The 13,321-nt window shown below is 62.3% G+C and carries 11 protein-coding genes; 8 read left to right on the forward strand and 3 right to left on the reverse strand.

The window, feature by feature from the left end; translation table 11 throughout:
- Positions 1-104: 104 nt before the first annotated feature.
- Entirely contained in the window at positions 105-584 is a 480-nt protein-coding gene (gene sixA, locus ACWFUC_RS11285; protein WP_039788936.1) for a phosphohistidine phosphatase SixA, read from the reverse strand.
- Between the two features lie 41 nt (positions 585-625).
- The gene (ppk1, locus tag ACWFUC_RS11290; RefSeq protein WP_034332662.1) at positions 626-2,746 is read right to left on the reverse strand and encodes a polyphosphate kinase 1; all 2,121 of its coding nucleotides are present in this window, start codon (positions 2,744-2,746) and stop codon (positions 626-628) included.
- Positions 2,747-3,163: 417 nt separating this feature from the next.
- Between ppk1 and pstS the strand changes: the two genes are divergently transcribed.
- From pstS to ACWFUC_RS11330, 8 genes are all read left to right on the forward strand, one after another.
- Entirely contained in the window at positions 3,164-4,213 is a 1,050-nt protein-coding gene (pstS, locus tag ACWFUC_RS11295) for a phosphate ABC transporter substrate-binding protein PstS (protein ID WP_039788931.1), read from the forward strand.
- A gap of 171 nt (positions 4,214-4,384) precedes the next feature.
- Positions 4,385-5,395, forward strand: coding sequence for a phosphate ABC transporter permease subunit PstC (gene pstC, locus ACWFUC_RS11300; protein ID WP_121037939.1), 1,011 nt, complete (start codon positions 4,385-4,387; stop codon positions 5,393-5,395).
- Positions 5,395-6,291: a phosphate ABC transporter permease PstA gene (gene pstA / locus ACWFUC_RS11305; RefSeq protein WP_039788929.1), complete on the forward strand. Its 897-nt coding sequence runs from the start codon at positions 5,395-5,397 to the stop codon at positions 6,289-6,291. Before pstC ends, pstA begins: the two co-directional genes overlap by 1 nt.
- A 35-nt stretch (positions 6,292-6,326) precedes the next feature.
- Positions 6,327-7,127: a phosphate ABC transporter ATP-binding protein PstB gene (gene pstB / locus ACWFUC_RS11310; RefSeq protein WP_310160648.1), complete on the forward strand. Its 801-nt coding sequence runs from the start codon at positions 6,327-6,329 to the stop codon at positions 7,125-7,127.
- Between the two features lie 180 nt (positions 7,128-7,307).
- A complete protein-coding gene (gene phoU, locus ACWFUC_RS11315) occupies positions 7,308-8,015 on the forward strand; it encodes a phosphate signaling complex protein PhoU (protein ID WP_489624909.1) in 708 nt (235 codons plus the stop codon).
- A gap of 93 nt (positions 8,016-8,108) precedes the next feature.
- Positions 8,109-8,786 carry a response regulator gene (locus tag ACWFUC_RS11320; protein WP_034332673.1) on the forward strand — a complete coding sequence of 226 codons (678 nt, stop codon included), beginning with the start codon at positions 8,109-8,111 and terminating at the stop codon, positions 8,784-8,786.
- 121 nt (positions 8,787-8,907) lie between these two features.
- Entirely contained in the window at positions 8,908-10,218 is a 1,311-nt protein-coding gene (phoR, locus tag ACWFUC_RS11325; protein WP_489624910.1) for a phosphate regulon sensor histidine kinase PhoR, read from the forward strand.
- A 430-nt stretch (positions 10,219-10,648) separates the two neighbouring features.
- On the forward strand, positions 10,649-12,289 hold the full coding sequence (locus tag ACWFUC_RS11330) for a methyl-accepting chemotaxis protein (RefSeq protein ID WP_489637600.1): 1,641 nt from the start codon (positions 10,649-10,651) through the stop codon (positions 12,287-12,289).
- Between the two features lie 156 nt (positions 12,290-12,445).
- On the opposite strand, the gene ACWFUC_RS11335 is transcribed toward ACWFUC_RS11330, so the two are convergent.
- Complete coding sequence (locus tag ACWFUC_RS11335) at positions 12,446-13,198, reverse strand: SDR family NAD(P)-dependent oxidoreductase (RefSeq protein WP_489624912.1); 753 nt, start codon at positions 13,196-13,198, stop codon at positions 12,446-12,448.
- Between the last annotated feature and the right edge of the window lie 123 nt (positions 13,199-13,321).

Here is a 13,321-nt window from a genome sequence, read left to right on the forward strand (position 1 = left end):
CCCCGCTCCATGAAGAATCGCCGCAGCCCGCTTGCGCAGGGTGCGGCGATTTTTTCATTCACTTTTCACGCAAAAGGGGGCGATCCACCCCTCCCGTACGGGGATCAGCGCGGCGGATGCTTGCCCGGGCTGTTCAGCAATTCCGGGGCGACCACGGCCTTGAGGTAATTGGTGGTCACGTCGCCCCGGTCGCGCTGGGCGATCCACCACACGTTGCCTTTGCGCAGCGACCATTCCTGCGGCTGCCCCGAGATCAGGCGTGCCGCCACCTGGCCCAGCGTCGGCTGGTGGCCCACGATCAGCACCGGCTCGCGGCTGTCGGGCCAGTTGGCCGCGCGCAGCAGGTCGTCGGCGCTCATGTTGGGGGCCAGGTCGGCCACCACCTTGTACTTGCGCTTCAAGGCTTCCACCGTTTGCAGCGTGCGTGTGGCCGGGCTGACCAGGATGCGGCAGCTCTCGGGCAGGTTGCGGTCCAGCCATTCGGCCATCTTGGCCGCCTGCTTGTGCCCCTTCGGGGTCAGGGCGCGGCCCTCGTCGGGTTCGCCCAGTTCAGCCTCGGCATGACGCCACAGAATCAGGTCCATCTCAGCTCCTTGAGGAAATCAGCAGGCCGCCATGCGCGGCATTACACAGGCTCTTCCGGCGGCGTGGCCGGGATGCCCAGCGTGGTCATCAGATGCTGCTGGGCGTTGAAGGACTGCTGCTTGCTGCGCGCTTTCTTGAGGGTATAGACACCATTGACGTCGAGGTGCCAGGCGTTGGTGTTGTCCTTCAGGTAGGGATTCAGGCCCTCGTTCATCACGCGCTTCTTGAGTGCCTTGTCCAGCACCGGGAAGCCGACCTCGATGCGGCGGAACAGGTTGCGGTTCATCCAGTCGGCGCTGGCCAGGTAGACGTCGTGCTTGAGGTCGTTGCGGAAGTAATAGATGCGCGAGTGTTCCAGGTAGCGGCCGATGATGGAGCGCACCTTGATGTTCTCCGACAGCCCCGGCACGCCGGGCCGCAGCGCGCACGCACCGCGCACGATCAGGTCGATCTTGACGCCGTCGGCCGAGGCCGCATAAAGCGCGCGGATCACCGATTCATCCAGCAGCGCATTCATCTTGGCGATGATGCGCGCCGGCCGGCCTTCGCGGGCGATCTGCCCTTCGTTGCGGATGGCACGGATGATTTCCTTCTGCAGCGAGAAGGGCGCCAGCCACAGGTGCGTGAGATTGCGGGGCTTGGTCAGGCTGGTGAGGTGGATGAAGACTTCGTTGACTTCGGCGGTCAGCTCCTGGTTGGAGGTCAGCAGGCCAAAGTCGGTATAGAACTTGGTGGTATTGGGGTGATAGTTGCCGGTGCCCAGGTGCGCATAGAAGCGCAGGTTCTGGTCGTCGTCACGGCGGATCACCAGGGCCAGCTTGGCGTGCGTCTTCAGGCCGACCACGCCGTAGACCACCTGCGCACCGGCCTGCTCCAGTTTGACGGCCCAGTTGATGTTGGCTTCTTCATCGAAGCGCGCCATCAACTCCACGATCACCGTCACTTCCTTGCCATGCTGGGCGGCGTAGATCAGGGCCTCCATCAGGTCCGAGTTCATGCCGGTGCGGTAGATGGTCTGCTTGATGGCCAGCACGCGCGGATCGTGGGCGGCGGTGCGGATGAAATCGACCACCGGCTGGAAGGACTGGAAGGGGTGGTGCAGCAGCACGTCCTTCTTGTCCAGCGCGGCAAAGATGTTTTCATTGGCCAGCTGCGGCGGCAGGGTGGGCGAGAAGGGCGGGAAGCGCAACTCCGGCTGGTTCACCAGGTTGACGATCTCGCCCAGGCGCACCATGTTCACCGGACCCTGCACGGCGTACAGACGATTGCGCTCGATGTTGAACTGGTTCAGCAGGAACTGCGCCAGGTGTTCCGGGCAGTTGGCCGCCACTTCCAGGCGCACCGCCACGCCGAACTGGCGGCTCTGCAATTCGGTCTCCAGCGCCTGGCGCAGGTTCTTGACCTCTTCTTCATCGACCCACAGGTCGCTGTTGCGGGTGACGCGGAATTGCGAATAGGCGGTGATGTCGCGCCCCGGGAACAGGTCCGCGATATGCGCATGGATCACCGAAGAGAGCAGGCAGAACGAGGACTGCCCCTTGGCCGACAGGTGGTCCGGCAGCTTGATCACGCGCGGCAGTACGCGCGGTGCCTTGACGATGACGATGGCCGTGCCGCGTCCGAAGGCATCCTTGCCGGAGAGCTCGATGATGAAATTGAGGCTCTTGTTGTGCACCTGCGGGAAGGGGTGGGCCGGATCCAGTCCGATGGGCGTCAGCAGCGGCCGCACGTGCTGCTCGAAATATTGCTTCACCCAGGCGCGCTGCGCTTCGTTGCGGTCGTCATGGCGCAGCAGGTGGATGCCGTTGGCGGCCAGCTGCGGCAGGATCTCTTCGTTCAGGAGTTCATATTGGCGCGTAACGATGCGGTGGCATTCGGCGCTGGTGCGTTCGAGCGCGGCGCGCAGTTCGGGCGGGTCGATGTTCTCGCCCTCGATGCGGTTGGCCAGCAGGCTGGCGATGCGCACTTCGAAAAATTCATCGAGGTTGCTGCTGCAAATGCACAAATAGCGCAGGCGCTCCAGCAGCGGCACGCTGTCATCTTCGGCCTGGGCCAGCACGCGGCGGTTGAAGGCCAGTTGCGACAGTTCACGGTTGAGGTAAATCGTACTGGCGGGAAGTTCAGGTTGGGTACTGCTCTCCGGCTTTGCTTTTCTGGTCATCAATGGTCCCTGTCCATCCACTTAGAGCGGGCAGTGTATTTAGGAGGTATGACGAGTTTATGACAACACCTTGGCTGCTTTGTCATATTTGCTTCAGTATAAATCCATCTCTATATGATGACAAAATCATATTTGTCTGCAGGCAACCCGTGGCATCACCCGCCACGGGCCATGACATCAAACTGTCAGGAAAGCCGCACCGCGCGCGGCATACGGGTTTTCGGGCGGTTGCCGGGTGCCGGGCAGGGAGTGTTGCAGCGCGGCGCGGAGGCCCGTGCGATCTGGACTGAATGACAAGTTCGGGTCATAAACTCGTCACATTAGCTGGTTAAAGTTCGCCCTGTCTCGAAAGTCATCCCTCCCGACGTGATGTTTCTCGGTGACCGTCCTCTCTTCAAAATCATAGGAGTAGCAGAAATGGGTTTTAACCATCTGATCAAGTCTGTTGCAATCGCAGTGGCTGGCGCTTTCGCTTTCAGCGGTGCCGTGCATGCAGCAGAAATCACCGGCGCAGGCGCCTCCTTCCCGTACCCGGTCTACGCCAAGTGGGCTGAGCTGTACAAGGCCGCCACCGGCAACAGCCTGAACTACCAATCCATCGGCTCGGGCGGTGGCATCAAGCAGATCAAGGCCAAGACCGTCGATTTCGGCGCTTCGGATGCTCCGCTGCCGCAAAGCGAACTGGCTGAAGCCGGCCTGACCCAGTTCCCGGCCGTCGTCGGTGGCGTGGTTCCCGTGGTCAACCTGGACGGCGTGACCCCCGGCCAGATCAAGCTGTCGGGCCAGGTGCTGGGCGACATCTACGCCGGCAAGATCACCAAGTGGAACGCCGCTGAAATCACCGCCCTGAACCCGGGCGTGAAGCTGCCGAATGAAGACATCACCGTCGTCTACCGTTCGGACGCATCGGGCACTTCCTACGTCTTCACCTCCTACCTGTCCAAGGCCAACGCCGACTTCAAGAGCAAGATCGGTGCCGGTACTGCCGTCAAGTGGCCGACCGGCGTGGGTGGCAAGGGTAACGAAGGCGTTGCCGCCAACGTGCAGAAGGTCAAGGGCGCAATCGGCTACGTCGAGTACGCCTACGTCAAGAAGAACAAGCTGAACTACACCCAGCTGAAGAACAAGGATGGCAACTTCGTCTCCCCGGACGATTCCACCTTCAAGGCTGCCACCGCCGCTGGCGACTGGGCCAAGACCCCTGGCTTCGCAGTGGACTTCACCGACGCAGCCGGCAAGGAATCGTGGCCGATCTCCAGCGCCACCTTCATCCTGCTGCACAAGGAACAGGCTGGCGATGGCGCCAAGGGCAAGGAAGTCCTGAAGTTCTTCGACTGGGCCTACAAGAACGGCGGCAAGGTTGCTGCTGAACTGGACTACGTGCCCCTGCCGGATTCGGTCACCAAGCTGGTGGAAGATTCCTGGAAGAGCAACGTCAAGGACAGCAGCGGCAAGGCACTCTGGTAAGCCAAGCCCAGTCCGGCCGGATGCCATGAACATCCGGTCATAGCAGCCTCTCCCCTACGGAGCATTCGGGTCATCGCAGCGAGAACGAGCAACTCTGGAGCACAGAGCATTCGCGGCGATGGCCCGTTTTAATGGTGAATTCAAATGAGCGCTAATTATTCCACCACGGCAATGTCGAATACCGAAGTCAAAAAATCCCCGACAGAGACTGAAAGTGCGCAAGCCGCGCGCGAGAAGTTGATGGCCGTCATGCGCCGCCAGCGTCTGCAGGATTTCTTTTTCCACAAGATCACCCTGATCTTCGCCCTGTCCGTGCTGCTGATGCTGGGCGGGATCATCGTTTCCCTCATCATCGGTGCCGCACCGGCGTTCCAGGCCTTCGGCCCGGGCTTCATCACGCGCGTCGAATGGGATCCGACCAATAACGAATTCGGCGCCATGATCGCCATCGTCGGCACGCTGTCGACCTCGATCATCGCCTTGCTGATCGCCTTCCCGGTCAGCTTCGGCATCGCGCTGTTCCTGACCGAAATCTGCCCGGCCAAGCTGCGCCGTCCGCTGGGCACCTGTGTGGAACTGCTGGCGGGCGTGCCCTCCATCATCTACGGCATGTGGGGCCTGTTCGTGTTCGCACCGCTGTTCTCCGAATACGGCCAGCCCTTCCTGAAGGCCACCCTGGGCCAGATCCCCGGCATCGGCGTGCTGTTCTCCGGCCCGACCATGGGTATCGGCATCCTGACCGCCGGCCTGATCCTGTCGGTGATGATCATCCCCTTCATCTCCTCGGTGATGCGCGACGTGTTTGAAGTCGTCCCCGCAGTGCTGAAGGAATCGGCCTACGGTCTCGGCTGCACCCGCTGGGAAGTGGTGCGCAAGGTGGTGCTGCCCTACACCAAGACAGGTGTGGTCGGTGGCGTGATGCTGGGCCTGGGCCGTGCGCTGGGCGAGACCATGGCGGTCACCTTCGTAATCGGCAACTCGCATCGCCTGTCCTGGTCGCTGTTCTCGGCCGGCAACTCGATCGCCTCGACCCTGGCCAATGAAATCGCCGAAGCCTCCAGCAAGCTGCACGTGTCCTCGCTGTTTGCACTGGGCCTGATCCTGTTCGTCATCACCTTCATCGTTCTGTCCGCCGCCAAGATCATGCTCATGGGCATGACCCGCAAGGAAGGAGCCAAATAATGAGCCAGACCGTACAAGCCGGTGTGAAGAGCACCGACCAGGCGCAAGCCATGAACCCCGTCTACCGCCGTCGCCTGATGCAGCATCGCATGGGCATGCTGTTCTCCTTCCTGGCCATGGGCCTGGGCCTGTTCGTGCTGGCCTGGATCCTGCTGACCCTGGTCTTCAAGGGCGTGGCCGCACTGAACCTGGGCCTGCTGACCGAAAACACCCCCGGTCCGGGCGATGCCGGCGGCGGCCTGTTGAACCCCATCGTCGGCTCGCTGCTGATGGTCGGCATCAGCACCATCATCAGCACCCCGATCGGCATCCTGGCCGGCGTCTATCTCGCCGAATACGGCGAGGAAAGCAAGCTGGCCCAGGTCACCCGCTTCGTTACCGACATCATGCTGTCGGCACCGTCGATCGTGATTGGCCTGTTCATCTATGCGATCTACGTGGCCAACGTGAACCACTTCTCGGGCTGGGCCGGTACCTTCGCCATTTCGCTGATCGCCATTCCGGTGGTGGTGCGTACCACCGACAACATGTTGAAGCTGGTGCCGAGCGGCCTGCGTGAAGCGGCCTTCGCGCTGGGTGCCCCGCGCTGGAAGGTAGCCATCATCGTGCGCCTGCGCGCCGTCAAGGCGGGCGTGGTGACCGGTGTGCTGCTGGCGGTGGCGCGTATTTCGGGTGAGACTGCTCCGCTGCTGTTCACCGCGCTGAACAACCAGTTCTTCAGCACCAACATGAACCGTCCGATCGCCAACCTGCCGGTGGTGATCAACCAGTTCGCCATGAGCCCATATGACAACTGGGTCTCGCTGGCATGGGGCGGCGCCTTGCTGATCACCTTCAGCGTGCTGCTGCTCAACGTGCTCTCGCGCACCCTGTTCAAACAACAAATCCCCGGCTAATTCTCCAAGTGACCGACATGACTACTGCTCATCAAATGGCAAGCCACGCTTCGACCGCACCTCTCAACGCCGCTGCGGCCCAGAAGACCACGCTGGAAGTTTCGCAACTGAACTTCTACTACGGCGGATTCCAGGGTTTGAAGAACATCAACCTGAACATCTATGAAGGCAAGGTCACCGCCTTCATCGGCCCCTCGGGCTGCGGCAAGTCGACGCTGCTGCGTACCTTCAACCGCATGTATGACCTGTACCCCGGCCAGCGCGCCGAAGGCAAGATCATGTATGCCGGCAACAACATCCTCGAACCGGGCCAGGATCTGAACATGCTGCGCGCCAAGGTCGGCATGGTGTTCCAGAAGCCGACGCCGTTCCCGATGTCGGTGTATGACAACATCGCCTTCGGTATCCGCCTGTATGAAAACCTGCCCAAGGGCGAGATGGATGAGCGCGTCGAATGGGCGCTCAACAAGGCGGCACTGTGGGGTGAAGTGAAGGACAAGCTGCACAAGAGCGGCCTGTCGCTCTCCGGTGGCCAGCAACAGCGTCTGTGTATCGCACGCGGCGTGGCCGTGAAGCCGGAAGTGCTGCTGCTGGATGAACCGACGTCGGCACTGGATCCGATTTCGACGGCCAAGGTGGAAGAACTGATCGGTGAGCTCAAGAACGACTACACCATCGCCATCGTGACCCACAACATGCAGCAGGCGGCGCGCTGCTCGGATTACACCGCTTACATGTACCTGGGCGAGCTGGTGGAGTTTGGCGAGACCGACCAGATCTTCATGAATCCGGTGCGCAAGGAAACCCAAGACTACATCACCGGCCGCTTTGGCTGATCGAACCGTCGTCTCGGCTACTGCGCGCTCCGATTTCGCGTCTGCGATGCTCGCCGTACCCCAGTACGGCTGCGCTTCTCGACGCGAACTCGAAGCGCTCGCTACGCCGATACGACGATTCCACAGAGTAGTCATTGCACCGTATATATTATTTATAGAAATTCTTTTTAGGGACGTCACATGACCGGCGATCATTCCTCCAAACAGTATGACCAGGATCTGGAGCAGATCCGCTCCAAGGTGCTCGCCATGGGCGGCATGGTGGAACACCAGTTCCAGGACGCGATTGCGGCCTTCCGCAACGGCAACCTCGACGTCGCCCATCGCGTGATGAAGGACGACGAAGCCGTCAATCGCCTAGAAGTCGAACTCGACGACGCCTGCAGCCACCTCATCGTGCGCCGCCAGCCGACCGCCAATGACCTGCGTACCGTCATGGCCACCATCAAGATCATCACCGATCTGGAACGCGTGGGCGACGAGGCGACCAAGATCGCCCGTACCGCCATCCACCTGCACAAGCGCGGCATCGGCCTGGTCTCGCACTATGAAACCGTGAGCCTGATCGCCGAACAGGCCATGGACCAGCTGCGCAGCGCCCTGGACTCCTTCGCCCGCCTCGATGACAAGCAGGCTGCCGAACTGATCAAGCAGGACGAACGCATCGACCACGGCTTCCGTTCCATCACCCGCAGCCTCATCACCTTCATGATGGAAGACCCGCGCACCATCTCCGGTTCCATCGATACCCTGTGGGTGGCCAAGGCCATCGAACGCATCGGCGACCATGCCAAGAACATCGCCGAATACGTGGTCTACGTGGTCGGTGGCAAGGATATCCGCCACACCGACTTCGGTTCGGCCAAGACGCTCCAGGAAGAAGACTAAGCACGACGGCACCGGTGCTGGCAGCGGGGGAAGCGCTGCCACTGCCGGATTGCGGAGGGGAGACCCGCGATACTGCTAACAAGCCTGACTATCATGACTACTATCCTCATCGTCGAAGACGAACCCTCCATTGCCGAACTGATTGCCTTCACCCTCAAGGAGGCAGGCTGGTCCAGTTTCGTCGTCTCCAACGCGGCCGCGGCCTGGGACTTCGTCCAGCACCGCGCCCCGCAACTGGTGCTGCTGGACTGGATGCTGCCCGACCGCAGCGGCCTGCACCTGCTCTCGCGCATCCGCGCCGACCGCCAGCTGCAGCAACTGTCGGTCATCATGCTCACCGCCAAGAGCATGGAAGAAGACAAGATCGCCGGCCTCGACAACGGTGCCGACGACTACATCACCAAGCCCTTCTCGCCGCGCGAACTGACCGCGCGCATCAAGGCCCTCCTGCGCCGCAAGAGCCCGGAGCACGCCCAGGAAGTGATGTCGGCCGGTCCGGTCACGCTCGATCCGGCCAGCTGCTCGGTGAGCCTGTCGGGCGCACGCATCGATATCGGCCACGCCGAATACAAGCTGCTGAAGTTTTTCCTGGCGCATCCTGATCGCGTGTTCTCGCGCAGCCAGCTGCTCGACCGCGTCTGGGGCGACCACGTGGTGATCGAGGAACGCACCGTGGATGTCCACGTGCTGCGCCTGCGCAAGGCTTTGCGCGATGCCGAGTACCTCATCAAGACGGTGCGCAGCGTCGGCTACATGCTCTCGACCAAATAAAGATCGAGCAAACAAAGATCGAGTAAATAAAGATCAAAGACCAAACAGCCCGCGTCGTTCATAATCAGCAAAATTAAAAAGTTTGGCGCGCGGGCGCTTCCCAGATTTATCTGTCAAATCAATGAGTCCACAACTTCTGTTCTGGATTCCTGCTGTATTGCGCCTGGTGTTGTGCCTGGCCGGAGCAGGAGTCGTCGGTTTCTTCTTCGGCCCCATCATCGGGCTGGTCGCGGCGGTGCTGGGCGTGGGCGCGATGATGATCACGCACCTGCACTACCTGCTGCGCCTGTCGACCTGGCTGGATGATTCCGGCCAGTCGCGCCTGCCCGATGGCTGGGGGGCCTGGACCGATGTCTATGCACGGCTGTACCGCATGCGCCGCGACGATGAACGCAACCAGGCCGAACTGGCCGAGTGGCTGGCGCGCTTCCGCCAGGCCATGAGCCTGCTGCCGGATGGCGTGGTGATCATGGACGACGTGCTCTTCCTCGAATGGTGCAACCCGGCCGCGCAGTCGCACCTGGGCCTCAAGCTGGACCGCGACAAGGGCATGCGCGTCACCAACCTGATCCGCAATCCGGCCTTCATCGACTACATCATCCTGGGCCGCTACGAGCAGCCGCTCACGCTGGCCCTGCATGAGCGCAAGCTGATCATCCAGATCATCCCCTTCGAGAACCGCCGCCAGATCCTGGTCACCCACGACGTCACCGAATCGCAGCGCATCGACATGATGCGCCGTGACTTCGTGGCCAATGCCTCGCACGAACTGCGCACGCCGCTGACCGTCATCAACGGTTTTCTGGAAATCGCGCTGGCGCAGCCGAACCTCGAAGAGTCCACCCGCATGGCCCACCTGAAGCTCATGACCGAGCAGGGCCAGCGCATGCAGAACCTGATCGACGACATGCTCACGCTGACGCGCCTGGAATCGATCGACTACCCCCTGCGCTCCGAAGTGCTGCGCGTCCGTCCGCTGCTGGAGCGCATCGCCGAGGAAGGCCGTGCGCTGTCGGCGGGCAAGCATGACATCCGCCTGGTGGTCGACGGCCCCGACCTCAAGGGCAATGCCGATGAACTGCGCAGCGCCTTTACCAACCTGGTCACCAATGCCGTGCGCTATACCCCGGAAGGCGGCACCATCACCCTGCGCTGGCAGAGTGACGAGCAGGGCGCGCATTTCGCGGTGCAGGATACCGGCATCGGCATCAGCCCCGAACATATCTCGCGCCTGACCGAACGCTTCTATCGCGTCGACAAGAGCCGCTCGCGCGAGACCCAGGGCACCGGCCTGGGCCTGGCCATCGTGCGTCACGTGCTGCTGCGCCACCATGCCACGCTGGATATTGCCTCGGTGCCGGATCACGGCAGTACCTTCACGGTGCACTTCCCGGCGACCCAGACCATCGCGGATTACGCGGCGCAGCAATAAACAGCCCACCTCCGGTCAAACCAAATGGAAAGGATGCTTCAGCATCCTTTTTTCATGTTTGAATCGGCCGCAGGCGCGTACTATTGCGCCATAGCTCAACGCTGACATGTCGTCAGTAAGTGAAATTACGAATGCCTGCCTTCTGTCTTCACGGCAACAATGGCGCCTCGCAAGCCCCGGCCATTGCCGGCGGCGCTGTTGTACGCATGTGCGCGCCACGGGCAGGCTTCGCATTCCTGGCCGGCACCGGGCGCATCCCGCCGTGTGCTAGCCAGCAAGCCGTCATCCCGTTGCCGCGATGACAGCTTGTTGTCAGGAAATCCCTGATCGCGCCGCGGCGGTATTCGTCGCACCATGAAGCCGAAGCGCCTGAGACCGGTCCGTAGATGTACCGGTCTACCCCTCCACCTACTGCGCATAAGAGAAAACGATGAGCTATTTCGCCAACATGAAGATCGGCCGCCGCCTGGGCCTGGGTTTTGCCGTCATCCTGGCTGCAGCCAGCGTGGTCGTCGCGCTGTCGATCTGGCGTTTGCAAGGCATCGCCGCCGCCACCGATGAAATGATGCACGAGCCGCTGACCAAGGAGCGCCTGGTCTCCGACTGGTATCGCACCATCCACACCAGCGTGCGCCGCACCACGGCCATTGCCAAGAGTGCCGATCCCAGCCTGGCCAGCTTCTTCGCGGCCGACGCCGCCGAGGCCAGCCGCATGTCCACCGAACAGCAGAAGGCCATCGAAGCCCTGATCGAATCGCCGGAAGAGAAAGCTGTCTTCGCCAAGCTGGGCGAGGTGCGCAAGGATTACATCAAGCACCGTGACGCCATCTCCAAGGCCAAGGCCGACGGCAACGCCGAGGAAGCCGCCAAGATCCTGGCCGGCCCCTTCGATGCGGCGGCCAAGGGCTATCTGGAGAATCTGCAGCAGTTGCTCAACCTGCAACGCGCCAACATCGACCAGGTGGCCAAGGACATCCAGCAGGTCTATCACGAAAGCCGCAACCTCATGATCGGCCTGGCCATCCTGCAAGTGGTGCTGGGCTGGCTGTTCGCGCGCAGCCTGGCGCTGGGCATCACGCGGCCGCTGGAAAAGGCGGTCAATGTGGCCGAAGCCGTGGCCGCTGGCGATCTCACCACCCGTGTCGATGACCATCTGGCCGCCCGCAAGGATGAAACCGGCAAGCTGATGCATGCCCTGCAGGCCATGACCGGCAACCTGGCGCGCATCGTCGGCCAGGTGCGCAGCGGCACCGATGCCATCGGCACTGCCTCGCGCGAGATCGCCACAGGCAACCTCGACCTCTCGGCGCGGACCGAACGCCAGGCTGGTGCCCTGGAAGAAACTGCCTCGGCCATGGAAGAACTGACCTCCACCGTGGCCCAGAATGCCGACAACGCCCGCCAGGCCAACCAGCTGGCGGCTTCCGCTTCCTCGGTGGCACAGCAGGGTGGGGAAGTGGTGTCGCAGGTGATCTCGACCATGGGCTCCATCAATGAATCTTCGCGCAAGATCGTCGACATCATCAGCGTCATCGACGGCATCGCGTTCCAGACCAACATCCTGGCCCTGAATGCCGCCGTGGAAGCGGCCCGTGCTGGCGAGCAGGGCAGGGGCTTCGCGGTGGTGGCTTCGGAAGTGCGTTCGCTGGCCCAGCGCTCGGCCTCGGCCGCCAAGGAAATCAAGACCCTGATCGATGACTCGGTGGCCAAGGTCGGCTCCGGCAGCGAGCTGGTGGAGCGTGCCGGCACGACCATGGACGAAGTGGTGGCCAGCGTGCGCCAGGTCGCCGACATCGTCTCCGAGATCACGGCGGCCAGCAGCGAGCAGAGCGACGGCATCAGCCAGGTCAATCTGGCCATCACCGACATGGACCAGACCACCCAGCAGAACGCCGCCCTGGTCGAACAGGCTGCCGCCGCTGCCGAAGCCATGCAGGAACAGGCCGCGCGCCTGTCCGAGGTGGTGAGCCAGTTCAAGGTACTGGCGCAGGACCAGGTGGGTTATGGCAGCGAAGAAGTGGCCAGCCGCGTGGCTGTGGACATCACGCCGCCGCGACCGGCCTTGCGCTGATATCCCGACAAAACTGACGCCCCAAACAAGGAACCTGCCATGCATATCCTGGCGGGTTCTTTGTTTTGGCAGGCCGTCAACCCGGTGGTAGCGAGGCAGGTGAAACAATCTGCTGCACCTCCACAGGGCAGGGTCGGGGACCGAGCCCCCGCGCCCTCAGTAGGTCGCGCGTCCGCCCGACAGATCGAACACGGATGCGGTAGTGAAGGAATTCTCCTCCGACACCAGCCACGCCACCATCGCTGCCAGCTCCTCCACCTTCACGAAGCGCGCGCGCGGGATCTTGGAGAGCATGTAATCGATGTGGGCCTGGGTGCATTGCTCCAGGATGCGGGTCTGCGCGGCGGCCGGGGTGATGGCGTTGACGGCGATGTTGCGGGTCGCGGTTTCCTTGCCCAGGCTCTTGGTGAGGGCGATCATGCCGGCCTTGGCGGCGCTGTAGGCGGAGGCGGTGGGATTGCCTTCCTTGCCGGCGATGGAGGCGATGTTGACGATGCGGCCGTAGTTCTGCGCGATCATGCGCTGGACCACCACCTGGTTGACGTAGAAGGCGCCGTTGAGATCGATGTCGATCACGCGGCGCCATTCTTCAGGCGAGTAGTCCGCCACCGGATTGTTCTGTCCGGCGATGCCGGCGCTGTGCACCAGAATGTCGATGGACTGGGTGAGTTTTTCGGTGGCTTCGATGGCTTGCTGGACATCGGACTGGTTGGAGATATCCACGCGGACGGTCTCGACATTGCCCAGCGGTTCCAGCTTGGCGCGGGCCTCGGCCAGGGCTTTTTCGTCCATGTCCCACAGCACCACCTTGGCCTTGCCTTGCAGCAGGCGTTCGGCCACGGCATAGCCGAAGCCCTGGGCACCGCCGGTGATGATGGCGCTGCGGCCCTGGAAATCGTAGTGATTCATTGTGTCTTCTCCTTCCCTGTTGCGGTCATTGGATCGCGCAGGCGGACATGCGCCCGCGCATGGTCGTTCTTGTTCTTGTGGACTTCGATGGGGATGCAACCGCGCCGCCGACTGGCGGCGCGG

The organism is Herbaspirillum sp. Her4, from assembly GCF_057961335.1.

Excerpts from the sequence above, each read along its gene's own strand:
- sixA (WP_039788936.1), bottom strand. The coding sequence starts at position 584 with ATGGACCTGATTCTGTGGCGTCATGCCGAGGCTGAACTGGGCGAACCC.
- ppk1 (WP_034332662.1), bottom strand. The coding sequence starts at position 2,746 with ATGACCAGAAAAGCAAAGCCGGAGAGCAGTACCCAACCTGAACTTCCC.
- pstS (WP_039788931.1), top strand. The coding sequence starts at position 3,164 with ATGGGTTTTAACCATCTGATCAAGTCTGTTGCAATCGCAGTGGCTGGC.
- pstC (WP_121037939.1), top strand. The coding sequence starts at position 4,385 with ATGTCGAATACCGAAGTCAAAAAATCCCCGACAGAGACTGAAAGTGCG.
- pstA (WP_039788929.1), top strand. The coding sequence starts at position 5,395 with ATGAGCCAGACCGTACAAGCCGGTGTGAAGAGCACCGACCAGGCGCAA.
- pstB (WP_310160648.1), top strand. The coding sequence starts at position 6,327 with ATGGCAAGCCACGCTTCGACCGCACCTCTCAACGCCGCTGCGGCCCAG.
- phoU (WP_489624909.1), top strand. The coding sequence starts at position 7,308 with ATGACCGGCGATCATTCCTCCAAACAGTATGACCAGGATCTGGAGCAG.
- ACWFUC_RS11320 (WP_034332673.1), top strand. The coding sequence starts at position 8,109 with ATGACTACTATCCTCATCGTCGAAGACGAACCCTCCATTGCCGAACTG.
- phoR (WP_489624910.1), top strand. The coding sequence starts at position 8,908 with ATGAGTCCACAACTTCTGTTCTGGATTCCTGCTGTATTGCGCCTGGTG.
- ACWFUC_RS11330 (WP_489637600.1), top strand. The coding sequence starts at position 10,649 with ATGAGCTATTTCGCCAACATGAAGATCGGCCGCCGCCTGGGCCTGGGT.
- ACWFUC_RS11335 (WP_489624912.1), bottom strand. The coding sequence starts at position 13,198 with ATGAATCACTACGATTTCCAGGGCCGCAGCGCCATCATCACCGGCGGT.